At 58.1% G+C, this 18,867-nt stretch carries 15 protein-coding genes; 7 read left to right on the plus strand and 8 right to left on the minus strand.

Annotation, left to right across the window (positions count from 1 at the left end):
* Positions 1–106 precede the first annotated feature (106 nt).
* Positions 107–1,255 (minus strand): hypothetical protein, encoded by a 1,149-nt coding sequence (locus MHM37_RS09630; protein WP_239296482.1) that lies wholly within the window; start codon positions 1,253–1,255, stop codon positions 107–109.
* A 24-nt stretch (positions 1,256–1,279) separates the two neighbouring features.
* Positions 1,280–1,549 (minus strand): hypothetical protein, encoded by a 270-nt coding sequence (locus MHM37_RS09635; RefSeq protein WP_239296483.1) that lies wholly within the window; start codon positions 1,547–1,549, stop codon positions 1,280–1,282.
* Positions 1,550–1,882: 333 nt separating this feature from the next.
* On the opposite strand from MHM37_RS09635, the gene MHM37_RS09640 reads away from it, so the two are divergent.
* The 3 genes from MHM37_RS09640 (at position 1,883) to MHM37_RS09650 (ending at position 6,291) form a co-directional block, all read left to right on the plus strand.
* Entirely contained in the window at positions 1,883–2,275 is a 393-nt protein-coding gene (locus MHM37_RS09640) for a septal ring lytic transglycosylase RlpA family protein (RefSeq protein ID WP_239296484.1), read from the plus strand.
* A 193-nt stretch (positions 2,276–2,468) separates the two neighbouring features.
* The gene (locus MHM37_RS09645) at positions 2,469–3,473 is read left to right on the plus strand and encodes an NADP-dependent oxidoreductase (protein ID WP_239296485.1); all 1,005 of its coding nucleotides are present in this window, start codon (positions 2,469–2,471) and stop codon (positions 3,471–3,473) included.
* Between the two features lie 274 nt (positions 3,474–3,747).
* Positions 3,748–6,291, plus strand: a complete 2,544-nt coding sequence (locus MHM37_RS09650) for a glucose/quinate/shikimate family membrane-bound PQQ-dependent dehydrogenase (protein WP_239296487.1) — start codon at positions 3,748–3,750, stop codon at positions 6,289–6,291.
* A 201-nt stretch (positions 6,292–6,492) separates the two neighbouring features.
* On the opposite strand, the gene MHM37_RS09655 is transcribed toward MHM37_RS09650, so the two are convergent.
* Positions 6,493–8,535: a TonB-dependent receptor gene (locus MHM37_RS09655; RefSeq protein WP_239296488.1), complete on the minus strand. Its 2,043-nt coding sequence runs from the start codon at positions 8,533–8,535 to the stop codon at positions 6,493–6,495.
* 174 nt (positions 8,536–8,709) lie between these two features.
* Between MHM37_RS09655 and MHM37_RS09660 the strand changes: the two genes are divergently transcribed.
* Complete coding sequence (locus MHM37_RS09660) at positions 8,710–8,883, plus strand: YqaE/Pmp3 family membrane protein (RefSeq protein ID WP_239296489.1); 174 nt, start codon at positions 8,710–8,712, stop codon at positions 8,881–8,883.
* Between the two features lie 102 nt (positions 8,884–8,985).
* On the opposite strand, the gene MHM37_RS09665 is transcribed toward MHM37_RS09660, so the two are convergent.
* Together MHM37_RS09665 and MHM37_RS09670 are read right to left on the minus strand one after the other, a co-directional pair.
* On the minus strand, positions 8,986–9,462 hold the full coding sequence (locus tag MHM37_RS09665) for a nucleoside deaminase (protein ID WP_153842185.1): 477 nt from the start codon (positions 9,460–9,462) through the stop codon (positions 8,986–8,988).
* 27 nt (positions 9,463–9,489) lie between these two features.
* Complete coding sequence (locus MHM37_RS09670; RefSeq protein ID WP_139525200.1) at positions 9,490–10,755, minus strand: dicarboxylate/amino acid:cation symporter; 1,266 nt, start codon at positions 10,753–10,755, stop codon at positions 9,490–9,492.
* Positions 10,756–10,939: 184 nt separating this feature from the next.
* Between MHM37_RS09670 and MHM37_RS09675 the strand changes: the two genes are divergently transcribed.
* Complete coding sequence (locus MHM37_RS09675) at positions 10,940–11,155, plus strand: TIGR02450 family Trp-rich protein (RefSeq protein WP_054641275.1); 216 nt, start codon at positions 10,940–10,942, stop codon at positions 11,153–11,155.
* 216 nt (positions 11,156–11,371) lie between these two features.
* On the plus strand, positions 11,372–11,578 hold the full coding sequence (locus tag MHM37_RS09680) for a cold-shock protein (RefSeq protein ID WP_054641274.1): 207 nt from the start codon (positions 11,372–11,374) through the stop codon (positions 11,576–11,578).
* A 106-nt stretch (positions 11,579–11,684) separates the two neighbouring features.
* On the opposite strand, the gene MHM37_RS09685 is transcribed toward MHM37_RS09680, so the two are convergent.
* The gene (locus tag MHM37_RS09685; protein ID WP_239296490.1) at positions 11,685–12,548 is read right to left on the minus strand and encodes a putative RNA methyltransferase; all 864 of its coding nucleotides are present in this window, start codon (positions 12,546–12,548) and stop codon (positions 11,685–11,687) included.
* Positions 12,545–13,315 (minus strand): helix-turn-helix transcriptional regulator, encoded by a 771-nt coding sequence (locus tag MHM37_RS09690; RefSeq protein WP_054645108.1) that lies wholly within the window; start codon positions 13,313–13,315, stop codon positions 12,545–12,547. Before MHM37_RS09690 ends, MHM37_RS09685 begins: the two co-directional genes overlap by 4 nt.
* Positions 13,316–13,451: 136 nt before the next feature.
* On the opposite strand from MHM37_RS09690, the gene MHM37_RS09695 reads away from it, so the two are divergent.
* Positions 13,452–16,916, plus strand: a complete 3,465-nt coding sequence (locus tag MHM37_RS09695; RefSeq protein WP_239296491.1) for an acyl-[ACP]--phospholipid O-acyltransferase — start codon at positions 13,452–13,454, stop codon at positions 16,914–16,916.
* A gap of 58 nt (positions 16,917–16,974) precedes the next feature.
* On the opposite strand, the gene MHM37_RS09700 is transcribed toward MHM37_RS09695, so the two are convergent.
* Complete coding sequence (locus MHM37_RS09700; protein WP_239296492.1) at positions 16,975–18,744, minus strand: mechanosensitive ion channel family protein; 1,770 nt, start codon at positions 18,742–18,744, stop codon at positions 16,975–16,977.
* Positions 18,745–18,867 lie beyond the last annotated feature (123 nt).

The following is an 18,867-nucleotide window of genomic DNA, read 5'->3' on the forward strand; positions in this document are numbered from 1 at the left end:
TTGTGGATCATGCGTCCTGATAAGGCGAGCGGGTCGTGGTAGAACGGCAGCGCCCCTGCAGTATGGCAGGGGCGCTGTTGTAAACACCGGCACGCGTGGGCGATTCTTAGGTGTCCGGCTGCATTTCGGTGGGCTCTGCTTCCACTTGCAGTTCGAACATCCCACTGCCGCTTGCACTGAAGCCACGAGCGCTCACCGTGTAAGTACCAGGCAGTAGCGCCTGCTCCAGGCGAGCATTGGTGCCACCGCCGCTGTCGTCATCAGTATAGGACACGCCTTCGCCATACAGCTCGAGGTACGTATCGAAATCGTTGGACGTCATGGTCAGCGTGACCAGCGAGCTCTCCTCTAGCGTGAGCTGGTAGGTCAACGCCTCACCGCTGTACCAGCCGTTGAGCGTTTCGTCTGGCGTGATCGCGCCGTCGTTACGCAGCTCGACGCCGTTCGGTAGTTCGCGGGGTTCGATGGCCAGGGTGAAAAGTCCACTGTCGGTGCCATAGGCCGTGCGCGCGGTTAGCTGGTAAGAGCCCGGCGCTAGGAAATCTGCAATGCGCGCATCCAAGTTACCGGCGCTGTCATCATCTTCGCGGAAGTAACCGTTGGGGCCTTCGAGTATCAAATAAGCGTCTACATCGCTGGAGCTCATATCGATTTGATACATGCCCGCTTCGTCGATTTCTAAGTCGTACGTTAGGTCTTGGCCACTGAACCAACCGCTTAGCGTCTCGTTGGGCACGACGGTACCGTCGTTACGTAGCTCTCCGTCACCCGGCAGTTCGCGGGGGTCGGCCGCCAAGGTGAACAGGCCATTGCCGTCACCATAGGCCGAGCGTGCGGTCAGGGTGTACTCACCCGGGGCGAGAAAATCGGTAATGCGTGCGTTCAAATTACCGGCGCTGTCGTCATCTTCGCGATAGTAACCGTTGGGGCCTTCCAGCTCGAGGTACGCATCGAAGTCATCCGCGCGCATCTCGATTTGGTACATGCCCGCTTCTTCGATGGTCAGCGTGATCTCGCGCTCGGTGGCATCGAGCCAACTGTCGACGGGGGTGCCCACGGTCATGCTATCCGCATCGCTCAGCTCGATGGTACGGCTGCTGACGTTGAACGGACCATAGCTATGAGCATCGACACCGCTCACGACGACGATGTAATCGCCACCCTCTTCGATACGATGACGCACCGTCTCTGCGTTAGCCAATAGCTGGAGCTGATCGTCATACAGCGCTACCGTGCCTTGTAACGCACCGCTCAACGATATCTCGACCAGTGCCTCTTCCTACAATGAAATGGCATAACGCGTAAAGCGGCTGCCATCTTTGCCATTGAGCTCGCTGGCGGAGGTGATTTCGCCCCGCGAGCGCTCACCCAAGGTGAGATAGTCCAGGCCTTGAAGGGCCGCAGGCATCGCTTCCTGTTCGGTAGTGATGTCTACGTCGGGCTCTTCTGACGAGGGGGTCACGCTGGGCAACGTTTGCGCGGCGAAGTAACCAACGGCAGCGCCGCCGACCGCCACAACCAAAAGAGTCAGTGAAGAAGACTTAGCCATAGGGGCATCCTTGTTCATTGGCGAGGGTGGGTTGAGTGATAGTCAATATCAATGATGTTGATAAATTATAAGGCGTCTAACGAGTTAAAGTGAGCGTTTGATGAAAAATATGGCGGCGCTGACGCAGGGTCATTACTCCGATTCATTGGGAGATGCCTAACTTACTGAAACGCAAGGGTGTAGCGCATATTGATAAAAAGCGCAATTATGGGGGTAATTGTGCCGATCTTCTTAAAGCTTGCCGACCCTTGAATGGCAAGCTACTATCCATACGCCTATCGGCACCTCGTCGACGAATGCGGAGTCCGCTTTACGAACCACTGAGGTACTCCTATGGGAGCCCATAAACACCGACTACGAACGACCTGCTTGGCAGTCGCACTGCTTTTTTTGACGGCCAATCAAGCAGTTGCTCATCAAGCCAATACACAAACTGAGTTACAAGAAGGGGTGGCTTCTTTCTATAGCGACCGCTTCCAAGGGGCCACCACCGCCAGTGGCGAGCCCTTCGATCAACAAGCGCTGACTGCAGCGCACCCGAGTCTGCCCTTCGGTACCAAGGTGCTGGTCACCCGCCCCGATACCGGGCAAGAAGTCGAAGTCATGATCAATGATCGTGGCCCGTTCGTAAAAGGACGCGTGATCGACCTTTCTAAACGGGCAGCGCGAGCCCTAGGGATGATTCGCCGCGGCACGGCCCCTGTGATGATCACTCTGGTAGATTAACGGATAACACACCCGAAAGCGTGTGATACCCCTTAAACGATCAGCGCTGCCATGTAGCAGCTCTTGCTGAACAAAGCGGCCCGCTCGGGCCGCTTTTTTTATATGTGTCTTGGTCACCTGACGAACTTGCAAGCTTGCTAATGGTCTCTACCCTGCAAGGAACAAGACGCTTACTTCAATGCAGGAGGCAGCCATGCAATCTCGTTTTTACACGCTTACCGACTATCCCACCGGCTTACCCAAGCGCGAGTTGTTTTCGCTAGAGACCCAGGAGTTACCCGAGTTAGCGGATGGCGAAGTGCGCATTCGCAATCACTGGCTATCGGTCGACCCGTACATGCGAGGCCGCATGTCGGGCATACGCACCTATGTCGCCCCTTTCGAACTGGGCCAACCCATGGAGGGTGGAGCCATCGGTGAAGTCATCGCTTCGAAGCACGCAGATGTCAAGGTGGGCGATAAAGTCAGCCACATGGGGGGCTGGCGCGATATCGCACAAGTGCCGGGAGATGGCGTCACGGCTCTGCCCGATTCGAACGTGCCCGACCAAGCCTATCTAGGCGTATTGGGCATGCCCGGTATGACGGCGTGGACAGGCCTCAATCTGATTGCCGAATGCAAGCCAGGCGATAATGTCCTCGTCAGTGCTGCCAGTGGCGCCGTCGGCTCCCTGGCGGTACAGCTGGCCAAAGCAAAAGGCTGTCACGTGGTGGGTATCGCAGGCGCTGCTCACAAGCTTGCCTGGCTAGAGTCGCTGGGCGTCGAGCCGGTCAGCTACCGAGATCGCAGCGCTCAAGAGCTCAGCGATGCCATCAAACTCGCCAGCCCGAATGGTATCGATGTTTATTACGAGAATGTGGGCGGTATCTGCCTCGAAGCGGCACTCAGCCAGCTCAACGAGGGTGCGCGCATTGCCGTCTGCGGCATGATCGACAGCTACAACGCCGAAACGCCTACGCCTGGGCCGAGCAACCTGTCGCAATTGGTGGTTCGCAAAGCCAAGATGCAGGGCTTCATCGTCGCCGATCACTGGTCCAGCTATCGCTACTTTTTGAACGAAGTGGCTCCTCAAGTAGCCGATGGCAAACTGGACTACAAAGAGACGATCAAAGAGGGATTGGAGAGCACCCCAGATGCCTTCTTGGCACTCTTCGAGGGCGGCAATACCGGTAAGATGCTGGTCAAGCTATCGGCCTGATCACCTCGCTTTCCAGCCCGTTACGCTAGGTTAAATCTGCTCCTCATCTCTTTTAACCTCGCCATGCCGCGCTATGTTGAATAGCGCGGCGTTTTTATGGGCATTGATTAGCCAGCAAATCATTAGACCAAAAGCGAATTGATTATTAAAATCACAGCCAATCAATGTGTGTTTTAACCCATCGGCGTTGCCGATGGGTTAGGGCACGTTGTGGAGCCGCCGCACACCTTGACCGGCAAGCGGCATCAACTCGTTGTTAACAGGGGTTTACCTCATGGATGAACACACACGTGCTCGCAGCAAATGGCCAGCGCTACTGCTGGGCTTGCTGCTGGCGTTAGCTGGCATCGCCCTGGCCGTGGGTGGCGTTAAGCTGCTCATGCTAGGCGGCAGCGCTTACTACGTCATCGCGGGGATCGCCGTGGCCGTCGCCGGACTGCTGCTTGCCCTGCGCAAAGGCGCAGCGCTTTGGCTGTACGCCCTCATTTTGTTCGCCACCCTGGCATGGGCGCTCTGGGAAGTCGGCCTAGACTGGTGGCAGTTGGTCCCCAGGGTCGCCATTCCATGCCTCATCGGCCTCATCATGCTTTTGCCATGGTGGCGCAAACCGCTCAACTCGCGCGGTGGCAGTCTCGCCCTTATGGCCAGCATTGGCGCCGCTATCATCGTCGCCATCGCCAGCCAGTTTAGCTACCCAGGCACCATCGAGGGCAGCATCGAGTCCGCCAATAACACCGAAGCCGTCAACCCGGCCCAGGTCGCGGGTGACGATTGGCCTGCCTACGGCGGTACTAATGCTGGTACCCACTATTCGTCACTCGACCAAATTACGCCCGAGAACGTTAGCGAGCTGGAAGAGGTGTGGCGCATTCAAACCGGCGATGAGCCTGGCCCCAATGCGCCGCCGGAAATCACCAACCAGAATACGCCGCTGAAAGTGAACGACAGTCTGTACATCTGCACGTCGCATAGCCGTGCCATGGCGCTGTCACCGGAAACCGGCGAAACTCTGTGGGAGTTCGATCCCAATATCAGCACCATGGGTGCCGACGACTTCTCCGGCTGGGCCCACATGACCTGCCGCGGCCTCGCCTATTACGATGCTGCAAACTACGTAGCCGAGCGCACCGAAAGCAGCCCGAACGATGACACTACGTCACCCGCCGACGATACCGCTTCGGCGCGCTCGCTGTTCGATGATGGCAGCCAGTTCGATCTGGATCTAGCCTTTCTGCTTTTCATCAGTGGTTTGGCCGATGATTCCTCGCTGGCATCCGACGATGACGCTGCCATGCTCAGCGCCACGGACGTGATGTGCCCGCGCAGGCTCTATTTGCCGACGGCCGATGCCCGTCTGATTGCGCTGAATGCCGATACCGGCGAGCGCTGCGAAAGCTTTGGCAACAACGGCGAGATCGATCTTACCAATAACATTGGTGAATTCGCCCCTGGCGGCTACTATTCCACCTCGCCGGCCACGGTGACGGAAGATTTGGTCATTTTGGGCGGTCATGTCACCGATAATAGCTCCATCGACGAGCCCTCCGGCGTGATTCGCGCTTTCGACGTGCACACAGGCGAGCTGGTGTGGAACTGGGACAGCGGCAACCCCGATAACACCGCCCCACTCGACGAGGGTGACACCTATACCCGCGGCTCTCCCAACGTGTGGGCCCCCATCAGCGTCGATGAAGAATTAGGGCTGGTGTATCTGCCCATGGGCAACGCCACGCCGGATCAGTACGGTGCCGATCGCTCTGAAAACGATGAAACGTATAGCGCAGGACTCGTAGCGCTGAATCTGGACGACGGCCAAGTGGCCTGGGTTTACCAATTCGTTCACCACGACCTGTGGGACATGGATACCCCGGCACAGCCGGTTCTGATCGACCTAGCAACGGCTAACGGCACCCAGCCCGCCGTGATTCAGCCCACCAAGCAGGGCAGCCTTTACGTCCTCAACCGGGAAACCGGCGAGCCGATCGTGCCGATCGACGAAGTGCCCGCGCCGCAGGGGGCCATCGACGGCGACTGGACCGCAGAGACACAGCCTCGCTCAGCGCTGAACCTGCTACCACCGCCGCTCACCGAACGGGATATGTGGGGCGCATCACCCTTCGATCAAATGATGTGCCGCATCCAGTTCCGCTCGCTGCGTTACGAAGGCCAGTACACGCCGCCCTCCTTGGAAGGCAGCATCGTTTACCCGGGTAATGTGGGGGTAATGAACTGGGGTGGCGTTGCGGTCGATCCTGAGCGCCAGGCGCTGTTTACCGGTGCGAAGTACCTCGCGTTCGTATCGACACTGGTCCCCCGCGACCAAGTAGAAGAGGGCCAGGGCTCCGCCAGCGAGCAGGGCCTACAGCCCAACGAAGGCGCCCCTTATGCGGTAGAGCTCGGCCCGCTTCTGTCGGTATTGGGTTTGCCCTGCCAAGCGCCCTCTTGGGGCGATGTGGCGGGTATCGACCTGCAAGAGGCGCAAGTGGTGTGGAAACATCGTAACGGTACTACCCGCGACAGTATGCCTTTTGACCTGCCGATTGGGTTGAACGTCGGCGTTCCCGCCTTGGGCGGCCCGCTGACCACCGCTGGCGGCGTCTCTTTCTTGAGTGGGACGCTGGATCAGTACTTGCGCGGCTACGACATCACCACGGGTGAAGAGCTTTATAAAGCGCGCCTACCCGCCGGTGGTCAGGCCACGCCGATGACCTTTACCGGCGCCGACGGTCGTCAGTACGTGGTGGTGACGGCGGGCGGTCACGGTACCTTTGGTACCAAGATGGGTGACTACGTGATTGGCTACGCGTTACCGCAGTAACCGCTCGCTCCACGGAGTCAGCTAGATAGACAAGGGGCGGCCATGGGCCGCCCTTTTCGTGTTATGGGGCTGTCTGAGCAACCCTAGGCGGGGGCGCTGTAAACCCTTCCATGGACGCTACTTTCGCCATCCATGGCGAAAGCCCCCCGCTACGGGTTGCTCAGACATCAAGCTCTGCGGCAGTCTAAAGCGTCGTCAGTTTTAAAAACTCAGCTCTAGGCCACCGTAGACGCTGCGCCCTGGAGCAGGTTCGTAAAAGCGCCCAAAGGTGCCGTTCAAGCGCACGTTTGAGTAGTGCTCTTCATCCAGCAGGTTACGCAGGCCCACGTAAGCGCTTAGTCGCGTCTGTGGGCTCAGCTGCCAGCCGTCGCCTACCCGCAGGTTCACCAGCCAGTAGCTATCCACCGCCGTCTGGTTGGCGTTGTCGGCCACCAAATCGCCCACGTACTCGGTCTCCAGCGTGGCAAAGCGCTCGTCGAGGTTTTCCCACGTCAGTTGGTTGACCCAGGTTTGCTCCGGTAACCCAGGTATGCGGTTGCCATCGAAACGCTCAGAAGGCGTGGCAAACTCATCGAACTCGTAGCGCGCCAGGGTGAGCGCGCTGTCCAAGCGCCACTGGTCGGCCAGCTGCCAGCCCAGCGCCAGCTCGATCCCGTCACGGTTGGTATCCCCGGCGTTCTGGTAGAACGTGCGGCCGCCTTCGTCGTAGGGCACCAGCTCATCGCGCACGCGGACGGAGAAGAACGCCACATCGTAATCCAGCGCCAGCGGTGCGATGTAACCACGCAGCCCCACTTCACGGTTCCAGGCTTTTTGCGGTTCCACGCTAGGATTAAAGCCACCCCCTGCCGGGTTGGCAAACTCAGAGAACGTGGGGGTCTCAAAGGCCGTGCCGGTGTTGATATACGCTTGGTGCTGCGGGCGGTAGCGGTAACTCAGCCCGGCAGAGCCGCTCCACTCGTTAAAGGTGCGCTGGCCGCTCTGGTCGCCGTCGGCGGCAAAATCGTCATTGACATCGAGATCCACCCGATCAAACCGCGCGCCCAACGACAGCGTCAGCGGCTCAGACAGCGCTATATCTCCCTGGGCAAACACGCCAGTGGAGGTCGCGGTTTGGGTTTCATCGGCGAGCGGCTCGCCCACCGCCCCTTGCGAATTCACAGCGTTACGGAAGCGCTCGTCTTTCTGACGCGCGGCATCCACCCCGACGATGTAATTCAGCGGCAGGCTGCCTAGCGTGACTTCATGGTGATACTCGGCGCTGGCCCCCATGTAATCGCGCTGATAACCCAAGCGGCTGCTGCCCACGAACGGCAGCTGCTGCTCGAAATCCCGTTGGGCGATGAAGCCTTTCAGATACAGCTCCCCATCTCCGGCCGCTAAATCCTCATACTGCAGCCCGATCAACTGCTGGTCGACGGTTTGACCGGCATCCAACGCCAGCGAGTTCGGTGCGGCTTGGTCGCGCCCTTCGGCAACCTCGCGGGCGTTGAGCGCGCCGGGGTCTTCCGAGCGAGGGTTATCCAGCAAGTTGATGATGGCGGTGAGTGCTCGATCACTGCCCAACTCACGGCGCAGCTTGGCATTGAGTAGATACTTCTCGGTAGAACTCTGCTCCCGGTAGCCATCCACGTTCAGCGCGGTGAGGCTGATATGGTGCGACCAATCCCCCTGTACGCCACCATTTTGCAGCGCCACTTTCTGATACCCATCGCTTCCAGCGCCTACACGCAGCCGCGTGCCAGGGTTGTCGCGCCCGTCAGCGGTGGTAATGTCGATCACCCCTCCCGCCGCGTTGCCATACAGCACGGACGACGGCCCACGAATCACCTCGATGCGCTCGGCGCTGTCCAGATCGATGGCGTCCAACTGGGCCTGCCCATCCGGCAACGTATAAGGGATGCCGTCCACCATGACCGTAATGCCCCGCACCCCAAACGGCGCACGGGCACCAAAGCCACGAATCGAGATACGTTGCCCCTGGGCAAAGTTATCGCGATTCTGCAGGAACACGCCCGGCACGCGATCGAGCGACTCATCCAGGCGCACCCGCTGCTGGCCTTGGGCAATGGCATCGCGATCGATGGTTGAAACAGCGGCCGGCGTGGCATAGAGCTCTCGCGACAACCGAGGCGCGTTGACTTCGACGGTGGGGAGCGCGGCCTGGGTCGCGGTTTGCGCCCATACGGGCGTTGTTAGAACCGAGCTAATGAGCAGCAGCGAAGGGGTGAAGTAGCGATTCATGGCATCCTTTCCAAACGATATTCAAGTGAATAATCAGCGCTCTAGCGCTCTGTAGGGAACAATCAAACGGTAACGTAGTCATACAGCCAAGTGGCTCGTTCGCCAAGTGACTGGATTCGCTCTACACTGGCGCAAGGGTGATTTCACCTTCATCGTGTAAGCAAAGGAGGCTACATGGCATTTACCGCGACTGACCCGATCAAGATGATTTTTGCAGTGATCTTTCCCCCACTCGGGGTATTTTTCGAGGTCGGCTTTAAGGCACATTTCTGGCTCAACATCCTGCTGACGCTCTTTGGCTTCATTCCAGGCATCATCCACGCCTTCTACGTCATTCTTAAGCACTAGCCACTCGTGACGTATTGAGTTTAACAAACGCCGCCTTGCCTTGCGCAAAGCGGCGTTCTCTTTTAACCCTAGTTCTCTTTAACCCTAGCTGATACGGCTCGGTTACTTGCCGTGCAAACGGCGATGCAAAGCGTGAACCTGCTCGTCCAGGCCAGGTACCGGACCTTCTACCGTAAGCCCTGGCACTACTTCGTTGATCGATAGCGTTGCCACGGGCGGTGCGGCCACGCCCCACTCGGCGAGCCACTGACATAACTGTTCGGTCGAACTGACGTAAACAATGCGCCCCAGCCCCACCCAGCCATGGGCGGCCGCGCACATGGGGCAATGTTCACCCGAGGTATACACCGTCGCAGCCGCACGCGCTTCCGGCGTGAGATGATTCGCCGCCCAACGCGCTAGAGCAAATTCAGGGTGCTGCGTCGCGTCACCGCCAGCAATGCGGTTGCGGTCTTCCGCCAGTATCTCGCCTTGAGCGCTGACCAATACGCTGCCAAAAGGCTCGTCTCCCGCATCGAGCGCCTCTTCAGCTAGTACCACGGCACGCTGCAAATAACGATACTCACGTTCGTGAATCATGGTGTACTCCTATCGTCAAAACGCGTATCAACCGTTTTCCGCCGCCTGACCGCCCGCTTCGTCAGGCGTTTCAGCGAGTGAATGCCCTTCACTTTTGGCAATCACAGAGGTACCCACCAAATCCCCCGTGACATTCAACGCCGTTGCCCCCATGCCGACCAACGCATCGATGGCAGTGAGTAGCGCCACGGTTTCAATGGGCAGCCCCACTTGCGCGAACACGGTGGCGATCATGATAATGCCCGCACCCGGCACCCCGGCGGTGCCCACCGTGACCAGCGTACCAATCAGTACGATTTGCACCATGCTCATGAAGTCGAGAGGAGCTCCCATGACATTGGCGGCAAACACCGCTGAAATGGCAATACGGATGGCGGCACCGTCCATATTGAGCGTTGCCCCCAGCGGCAAGCTAAAGCCATAAATGCTTTTCGGAATGCCCAGCCGCTGTGCGGCGTTGATCGTGATGGGTAACGTACCGGAGCTACTTTGGGTTGCGAATGCAGTGGCCATCGGCGTGCGCGCCTCACCGAAAAAGGTGCGCAACCTCACACCGAACAGCAGCATGACCGCACAGTAAATCAATAGCTGCGCTCCGAGTGCGATATACAGCACCATTACCATATCGCCCAACGACAGCAGTGTTTCCATACCCTGCTGGCTCACCGTTTCGGCAACGATGGCAAAAACGCCAATGGGCACAAAATGCAGCACGCCCGACATCACTTTGAGCGTGACGGCATTCAGCCCCTCGATCACTTGGTAAAGCTGCTCACCCAGCGCATGCTGCTGCTCCGACTGACGCATTTTGAGCAGCGCAATACCAAACACCAGCGCGGTAAAGATGATGCCCAGCATATTGAGCTCGGCAAAGGCACCCACGATGTTGTTCGGCACGATGTTGAGCAGAGCATCGACCACGCCAGGGTTGTCGGGCACCGAAAAACTCGCGCTGTCGTTGAGCGTCATGCCGCTGCCCGGGCTAAATAGAGTGGCAACGGTCAGCCCCACCGTAATGGCCAGCGCAGAAGAGCCTAAGTAGTAGAGGAACACCTTACCGCCCACACGGCCGGCACTGCCTTCCCGTGATTGGTTCACCCCAACCATGAGGGTGAACAGCACGATGGGAACGATCAGAAACGTCAGTAGCCGGAGCAGTAAATCCCCCACGGGCGCTAGCCAAACGGTCACTTCGTCACCACCCACGATGCCCACCAGCACGCCCAGTATCAGCGCAATCGTCACACGGAGGATGAGCGATGCTTGAAGATAGCGCTTCCAGAGATATGTCATTGAATGTCCTGTCCAGATAAATCCGTGGAACCTACCATGCCATGAACCATCACTATGAATGGCTGACATAGAGAGCGATAGCGCGTGAGCATGTCACGTAGGTGAAATAGCTTAGCACGGCCCCTTTGACCACACGCACAGCCTCCTTCACGAACGCTGCCGATCTACTGAACTTGGAGCCTTAATGAACCGCATCAACCCCAACAAGTTACACCACAGCAAATGGACTGCCGTGACTCCCCGACATAAGGAGAAACACTTCATCGTGACGCAACTGCTCCGTGACGAGGAGGAAAATGTCGTTGACGTGGTGCTTGAAGCGGTGCACTCCCACCGAGAAAGCACGCTGCCCTGGCAAGCACTCAAAGATGCCAGCATTTGGAAGATGGGCTGGAAATGATTGACGCTCAGCGGTCATCGTAATATAAACGCGAAAGGCTTTGACCTAACCCTGGAAGCATGACACTGTAGCGCCAGTGGTTAGCAAGCAGCATGGTTTCAGAAGCGTACGATCTTTTTCGGCAGCCTGATCTTGTATTCCTTGTTTCACCCGCTACTTCATCTGAGTCATACCAGGAACTTTACGACAGCGCATTCGCGCGAAAGGATCTACACAATGGCAACTGGCACAGTTAAATGGTTCAACGACACCAAAGGCTTCGGTTTCATCGCTCCTTCTGACGGTGGTGACGACCTGTTTGCACACTTCTCCGAAATTCAGGCCGACGGCTTCAAAACCCTGCAAGAAGGCGCTAACGTCTCCTTCGACGTTACCCAGGGCAAAAAAGGCCTTCAGGCGTCTAACATCAAGCAAATCTCCTAAGTTCTATCGCTTTCGATAGCACTGAAAAGTTTGCTAGAACCTTTGCCCTCTAGGTGAACGGTTCAACAAAAAGGCCCGCCTCGGCGGGCCTTTTTGCGTTTATACGTCAAACCCTCTCCCATACGGTGAGCTGGGCATCGATCGTGAGCGTCAGCTGATCTAAAGCAGCCGCTTTTTCGCGCCCCTCCGCACTGGCACGATACAAATGTGGCGTCATGGTCAGCAAATCGCGGATAACGTCTCCCCCTTCTAACGAAATAGCGTAGCAAATCTGCTCGGAAGCGCGGCGGGCAAACCCTTCCGGTACGTTGGTTTCTTTCTCACGAGTAGGTTTTAAGGTGGGGTAAATAATGTCCCGTAGCTCGCGCAGGTGCTGCGGCCCCGCGTCAACCTGAATCAGCTGCCCGCCCGTTTTAAGCACACGCGCAAACTCGCTATACACCGGAAAGCCAAACATGCACAGCACGCTATCCACGCTTGCCGACTGAACCGGCAATTGGGCATTACTGCCGACAACCCAGCGACAAATGGGTGCCTGTTTATCGTCCTGCTTCGCCGCCGACTGCACCGCCCACTTCGAGATATCCAGCCCCAATAGTGACAGCGCCTGCGACTCGGGAACGTTGTGGGCCAACTGGCGTAAGTAGTACCCCTCGCCACAGCCAGCATCCAGGCAGCAATACGTCTCTGCCTGTGTCTGATCGGCGTGGCTCACGACCGCCTGGCTCAGCGCCTCGGCAATGGGCGCATACTCACCCGCCGCCAAAAAACGCTGACGTGCCGCCACCATGGCTTTGCTGTCGCCGGGGTCGGTGGAACGCTTCTGCTGAACGGGCAGCAAATTCACGTACCCCTGTTTGGCCACATCGAAACTGTGGTTTGACGCACACCGCCAGGTGCCGCCTTCCAAATGGAGCGGTTCGCCGTCTAACGGGCAGGCCAAAGCCTGAAAAGGGGATCGATGGGTCACAAAGAAGTCTCGTTAGGGCGTTTGTTGGGCATGGCAGTGCGGGACACATCTTTAAATAGCGTGGACTGCCACTGACGCACCGCCAGCACCGAGGTGGTGCCAAAGCGCTGTTGCAGGGGCAGGTTGCTTTCTCGTTCGCACAGCGCGTGAAACTCATTGGCTAGGCGCTGCATGATCTGCTGCCATTCGGCGCTGCCCGCCTGGGAGAGCAGGCCATTGAGCACCATGAGCTTTTCGGTGTCGCGATCGAACCGCGACTGAAAAAACTCGGTGGCGATGTGCTGCTGGAAAAATTGCTGAATCGGACCGCCGGGGCGCCAGCGAAAATTCGCCGCCACCCGTCGACGAATACGATTGCCTGGCAGCAGCTCGATGAGCTTCAACTGCTCGAGGGTCAGCAAATGGCGAATGCACTGCGCCTCGCTCAGCCGATATTGGTGGTGAATCTCTTCGAAGCGATAGCCGTTGATCACACATACCGCCACCAAAAACAGCTCACGGTCGTCGACGATGCGCTGCTCTTGCGCTTGGGTCAATTCCTGCACCCGCTGCTCATCGGCGTGCATGGCGCTGATCAATTCAGAAAATTCCAGATTGAGCCGGTCGCAAATTATTTCCAAGCGCTCTAAGGTAACGTGCTTATCTGCGAACAGCCGCTTCACCGACGCTTCGCTCAGTTCAAGCCACCGCGCCACATCGGCATAGGTGTAACCTTGGGCGCGCAGTTGGCGCTTCAACGTATCGATAAGCGCGCTGGTTTGGCTCACAGGGCCTCCGACACGTGGAAAAGTAGCGTATAACGATACCGGAAAGCCCCCATAACGCAACTTGAACGGTGAGTATTGCAACGCTCACCCCATTTGCCGACAGTGCCTACACTTTCGGCGATTAAGGCGACACACCATGCAACCTTTGCTGCGCATTGCAGGCGCTTGGCCCTACTTGATGGCCATTTTTCTCAACGCTTTCGTAGATCTCGGGCATAAAATCGTCATTCAGAATACGATTTTCAAAAGCTATGATGGCGCGACTCAAGTCGTGCTCACCGCCTTGGTGAACGCGCTGATTCTGCTGCCGTTCATTTTGCTATTCAGCCCGGCAGGCCATGTGGCCGACAGCACGCCCAAAGTACGCGTGCTCAGGCTCTCCGCCTGGGCGGCGGTAGCGGTATCGCTAGGCATCACGGCTGCCTATTACCAAGGCTGGTTTTGGCTTGCCTTTGCAATGACGCTGCTGCTGGCCATTCAGTCGGCGTTCTATTCGCCCGCCAAGTACGGCTTAATGAAAGGACTGTTTGGTAAACCGAGGCTCGCCGAAGCCAACGGGCTCGTTCAGGCGGTGACCATTGGTGCCATTCTGGCCGGAACGGTGGCATTCACCGCCCTTTTCGAACACTGGGTGACGTCTAGCGTCCACACGCCAGGTGAGCTGTTACGCCATATTGCCCCGCTGGGCTGGCTGCTGGTGCTTAATAGCGGCCTGCAGGTCGTCGCTCTTTATCGGCTCAAGCCGGACGACGCGCAGCCGGCGGCTACCCCGCTCACCTGGGCCCGTTACCGTAGCGGCGCCGTGCTGAAAGAGAATTTAAGCATTCTTGCCCATCAGCCTGTGCTACGGCTCTCCATCATTGGCTTAGCGACGTTCTGGTCGGTCGGGCAAGTGCTGCTGGCCGCCTTCCCCGCTTATGCCAAAGAGGCGCTCAGCATCGAGAACACGCTGGTGCTACAAGCCATTCTCGCCGCCAGCGGTATCGGCATCGCCCTGGGCTCGCTGTTAGCCAGCAGGCTCTCCCGCAATCGCATCGAAACCGGCTTAATACCTCTGGGGGCCGTGGGCATCGCGGTGGGATTGTGGTGTTTGCCGTTGTTCACGACGCCCACGAGCCAAGCGCTGAACTTCGTGTTCATTGGCATGATGGGCGGGCTGTTTATCGTGCCGCTCAACGCCTTGATTCAGTTTCATGCGGCAGACCACGAGCTAGGCACGGTACTCGCGGCCAATAACTGGATACAAAACCTCTCGATGCTGGGCTTTTTGGTGCTCACTGCACTGTTTGCGCTGGCAGGCGTGGACAGCCATTACTTGCTGCTGTTGGTCGCTAGCGTGGCAATGGTGGGCGGTGGCTATACGATTTTCAAACTGCCCCAGAGCCTAGTGCGCTTCATGTTGAGCTTTTTGCTCACCCGTCGCTATAAAGTGGACGTTCACGGGCTCGAGAATCTGCCCGCCCAGGGTGGCGTGCTACTGCTGGGCAATCACATTAGCTGGGTAGACTGGGCCATGGTGCAAATTGCCAGCCCGCGCCCGGTACGCTTCGTCATGCTGAAAAGCATTTATCAGCGTTGGTACTTGCGTTGGTTTTTCAAAGCGCTGGGCTGCATTCCCATCGAGCGCGGCACTGGGGCAGAGAACGCCCTGGCAGCCGTTGCCGAACAGCTCAACGCCGGTGAAGTGGTGTGTCTGTTTCCCGAAGGAGCGATCAGCCGCAACGGCCAGCTCGGCGAGCTGCGCCGTGGTTATGAGCGTGCTTGTCAACAGACCCACCCAGACGTGCGCATCGTGCCATTTTATCTGCGCGGCTTGTGGGGCAGCCAGTTCTCACGCTCGTCGAGCAAGCTCAAAGAGCTACGTAACGCGCCGCTGCACCGCTCGGTCGTCGTCGCTTTTGGCAAACCGCTGCCTAACAACACGCCTGCCGATGTGTTGAAGCGGCGCATTTTCGAGCAAGCCACCCGCTCCTGGCAGCATGCCATCGATGAGCTCCCCACACTGCCCAGCGCTTGGATTCGCAGCGTCAAGCGCCGTCCCAGGGCAGCGGCGTTGGCCGACACCTTGAGCCGCCCGCTCAACGCAGGCCAAGCGCTCACTGCAAGCCTGCTGCTCGCCAAGCGCTTTCGCCATCGCAGCGTCAATGAATCGACGCTTGGCCTACTGCTGCCTACCAGCACCGCCGGAGTGCTGGCCAATATGGCTACGTTGCTGGCGGGCAAAACGCTGGTGAACTTGAACTACACCACTAGCCAAGCCGCCCTGGCCTACGCGCTGCAGCAAGCCGATATACGTACCGTCGTGACCTCGCGGCGCTTCGTGGAAAAACTGAGCCAGCGGGGGCTGGCGGTCGACGTACTCCTGGAAGGCCAGCAGGTGCTCTACTTGGAAGACTTGCAGGCAGGCTTCTCCCGATTGGAACGCATCGGAACGTTTCTTGCCGTACGCCTGCTGCCCGCTTGGTTGTTACAAGCGCTGTTCTGCTATAGCCGGGATGCGGACGCCACGGCGGCTATTCTGTTCTCCAGCGGTAGTGAAGGACAGCCAAAAGGCGTCATGCTCAGCCACCGTAACTTGATGGCCAATATCAAACAGACCTCCGACGTGCTCAATACCCAGCACGACGATGTGGTGATGGCCTCACTGCCGCTCTTTCATGCGTTTGGCTTTACCGTCACCCAGTTACTCCCACTGATAGAGGGGCTGCCGCTCGTCAGTCATCCCGACCCTACCGATGTCTCGGGTGCTGCCAACGCGGTCGCCAAACACAGCGCCACCATCATGTTCGGTACGTCCAGCATGCTGCGACTGTTCAACCGCAGTTCGAAGGTCACGCCCGATAGGCTCAAGAGCCTGCGCGTGGTGGTCGCCGGGGCAGAAAAACTCGACGATCGCGTGCGTGAAGGGTTTGCGGAAAAATTCGGCAAAGCTATTTATGAAGGCTACGGCGCGACGGAAACCGCCCCCGTGGCGGCCGTCAATCTGCCCGACGCCGCAGGCGTTCACTACCAGCAGGTACAAAAAGGCAATAAGCCCGGCACCGTCGGTATGCCGCTCCCCGGCACCAGCATCAAGGTCGTCGATCCTAAGAGCTTCGAGGAGCTGCCCACCCTTGAGCCAGGCATGATCGTGATCAGCGGGCCACAGGTAATGCAGGGGTATCTCGACGACCCTCAGCGTACCGAGCAGGCACTTCAAACCGTCGACGGTCAACGCTGGTACGTCACTGGCGATAAAGGCTTCATCGATGAAGATGGCTTTTTGACGCTCATCGACCGCTACACGCGTTTTGCGAAAATCGGCGGCGAAATGGTGAGCCTCAGCGCCGTCGAAACCGCCGTCAAGGCGGTCATCGAGGAGCCTGACACGCCAATGATGGCCGTCAGCCTGCCCGATGCCAACAAAGGCGAACGGATCGTCCTACTGAGCGAAGCCGCGCTAGATGCCAAAACGCTCAAGAGTGCGCTCCGCCAGCAAGGCACGTCCGCGCTGATGATCCCCAGTGACTGGCTCACCGTGGAAGAGATACCTCGCTTGGGGTCAGGAAAAGCCGACTTTGCAGGCGCAAAACGGCTTGCCGAGACGCAACTGGCCTCTTAGGTCAGACAATCTCCCTAGTAACAGGGCAGCGGTCTAGCCGCTGCCCTCTCTGATGAACTTACTCCGCACTGCCGTCCGGCGAATCACTTGAGTCGTTTGACTCGCTGGTCTCTCCAGTCGCTCTCTTTTGCTGGCCGCTCGTTGGTGCGGCACGCTCCCCACGCGCAATATCATGATGGCTAATCACCACAACGTCGCGGGGCCACCAATCGGGGTGTTCGTCTCGTATGTAGGCCATCAGCTTCTCGCGGACGTTCATTTCCGCGGTCCAGCCTGCCATGGGGTCTGAGGTCATCAGATAACAGGTGACCGTTTGCGCGTGCTCGGTTTGGCCAGTGACATAGCAGAGCAGCTTGTGGTGCTCGATCACGCTATCTTCTTCCTTGGCGAATTCGAAAAACTTCTCGCGTACCTGGGAGATATCCGCACTGAGGTGCAGGGTTAACTCCATAAAGCGATACATTTTGGTGCTCTTGACCGAGAGGTTTTCGAACGGCTTGGAGGTAAAGTACGTAACGGGGACGATCAGCCGCCGCTCATCCCAGGAGCGCAGGCGAATGAAGGTATAAAAAATCCCTTCCACGTAGCACCACTGTCCTTCGAAGATCACCAAGTCGCCAATACGGATTGGTTTGGCCAACGAGAGCTGAAACGAGGACAGAATATTGCCCAACACCGCCTGACCCGCGATACCCACCAGTACCGCTAACACGCTGGCAGACGCCAGAATGGATAGGCCTAAAGACTCAAACAGCTGGATTTGCCCAAGTACATAAACCGACACCGACACGACGGTGATCAAAATAATCACCCGACGCAAAGCGTAAAGCGAGGTTAACAGGCGACGCTTGTCTCTAGGCTTGGTGTCATCGATCTCACCCACCAAGCGGCGCGTCATGCGCAGCATGATGGTATCCACTAGTCGCAGCGCAATGGTGCCAGCACCCCAGGCCATGATCGCAATCAGCAGTACTCTAAACGTCGTGGTAGCCACGGCCGAAAACGACACCACATAATCGAGCAGCATCTGAGTGACCAGCGACATCACGATCAGCGCGACCGGCACGCCGATTTGATCGGCAAAAATGGTCGACACGCCAGAGGGCAACACACGCGCAATGAGCCCGACAAGGTAATAGGTGGCGACGCCAACGATACCAATGATGACCAGAAAGACAGGAATTGCCAGCCACTCCCAGACTTTCAGGACGCCAAACGAGGACTTGAAACGTTCTGGGATGTAGCTCTCCAGCATGGAGGGGCCGTACTCTTCATAAAGCGTCGGAATCGACGACACGCTCTCCGGCATGATCAGCCAAACGGGGTCCTCTTCGCCAACGCGATAGCGACCCAAACGCACATCGTAGGCTTGTCCGTCTACGCGTAACGCGGCTAGCTCGATGTTGCGCCTGGGTTGGCCTGCCTGCGGGTTCTGGCCGGAAGGGTCCTCGATGGCGGCGTCCTGGCGTCCGGGTAAGTTAGACGCGTTCAACCACTCGCCGCGGCGTAAGACCTCGGCAAGTTGTTTGGCCAGCTCAGCCCCACGTGTTGCTTGCTCGCTGGGATCGATATCCGCAAGATTGAGCAGATGCGCCGCATCGGCGTAATTTTCCTCTTCGGTGAAATTCAAAAAGCTGCGAATGGTCTCCCTCGGCGACATGCGCTTCGCCTCTTCGGGCACGTCATCCAACCCGGTGTTGATCGCATCCATGGTAAACCAACGGGAGTCTGCGCTCTCCTCGCCTTGTGACTGCGCCATGCTTACGCTGGTAAAGAGCAGCGTAACGGCCAGCACACACCACATAGGCCACGCGCTGTGATTTTTCATACTTGCCTTATTGAGTGAAAGTGAGCCAATAATCGTCCATCAACCCGCGGCTTGCGCCGCCCGCTCACGCCCTCTCGTGAGCTATCCGTGTCGATGTTGGATCAAAGTACAGACCACGTTTCT

The sequence above is a fragment of the Halomonas sp. MMH1-48 genome, from assembly GCF_022348105.1.
Lineage (GTDB): Bacteria > Pseudomonadota > Gammaproteobacteria > Pseudomonadales > Halomonadaceae > Vreelandella > Vreelandella piezotolerans.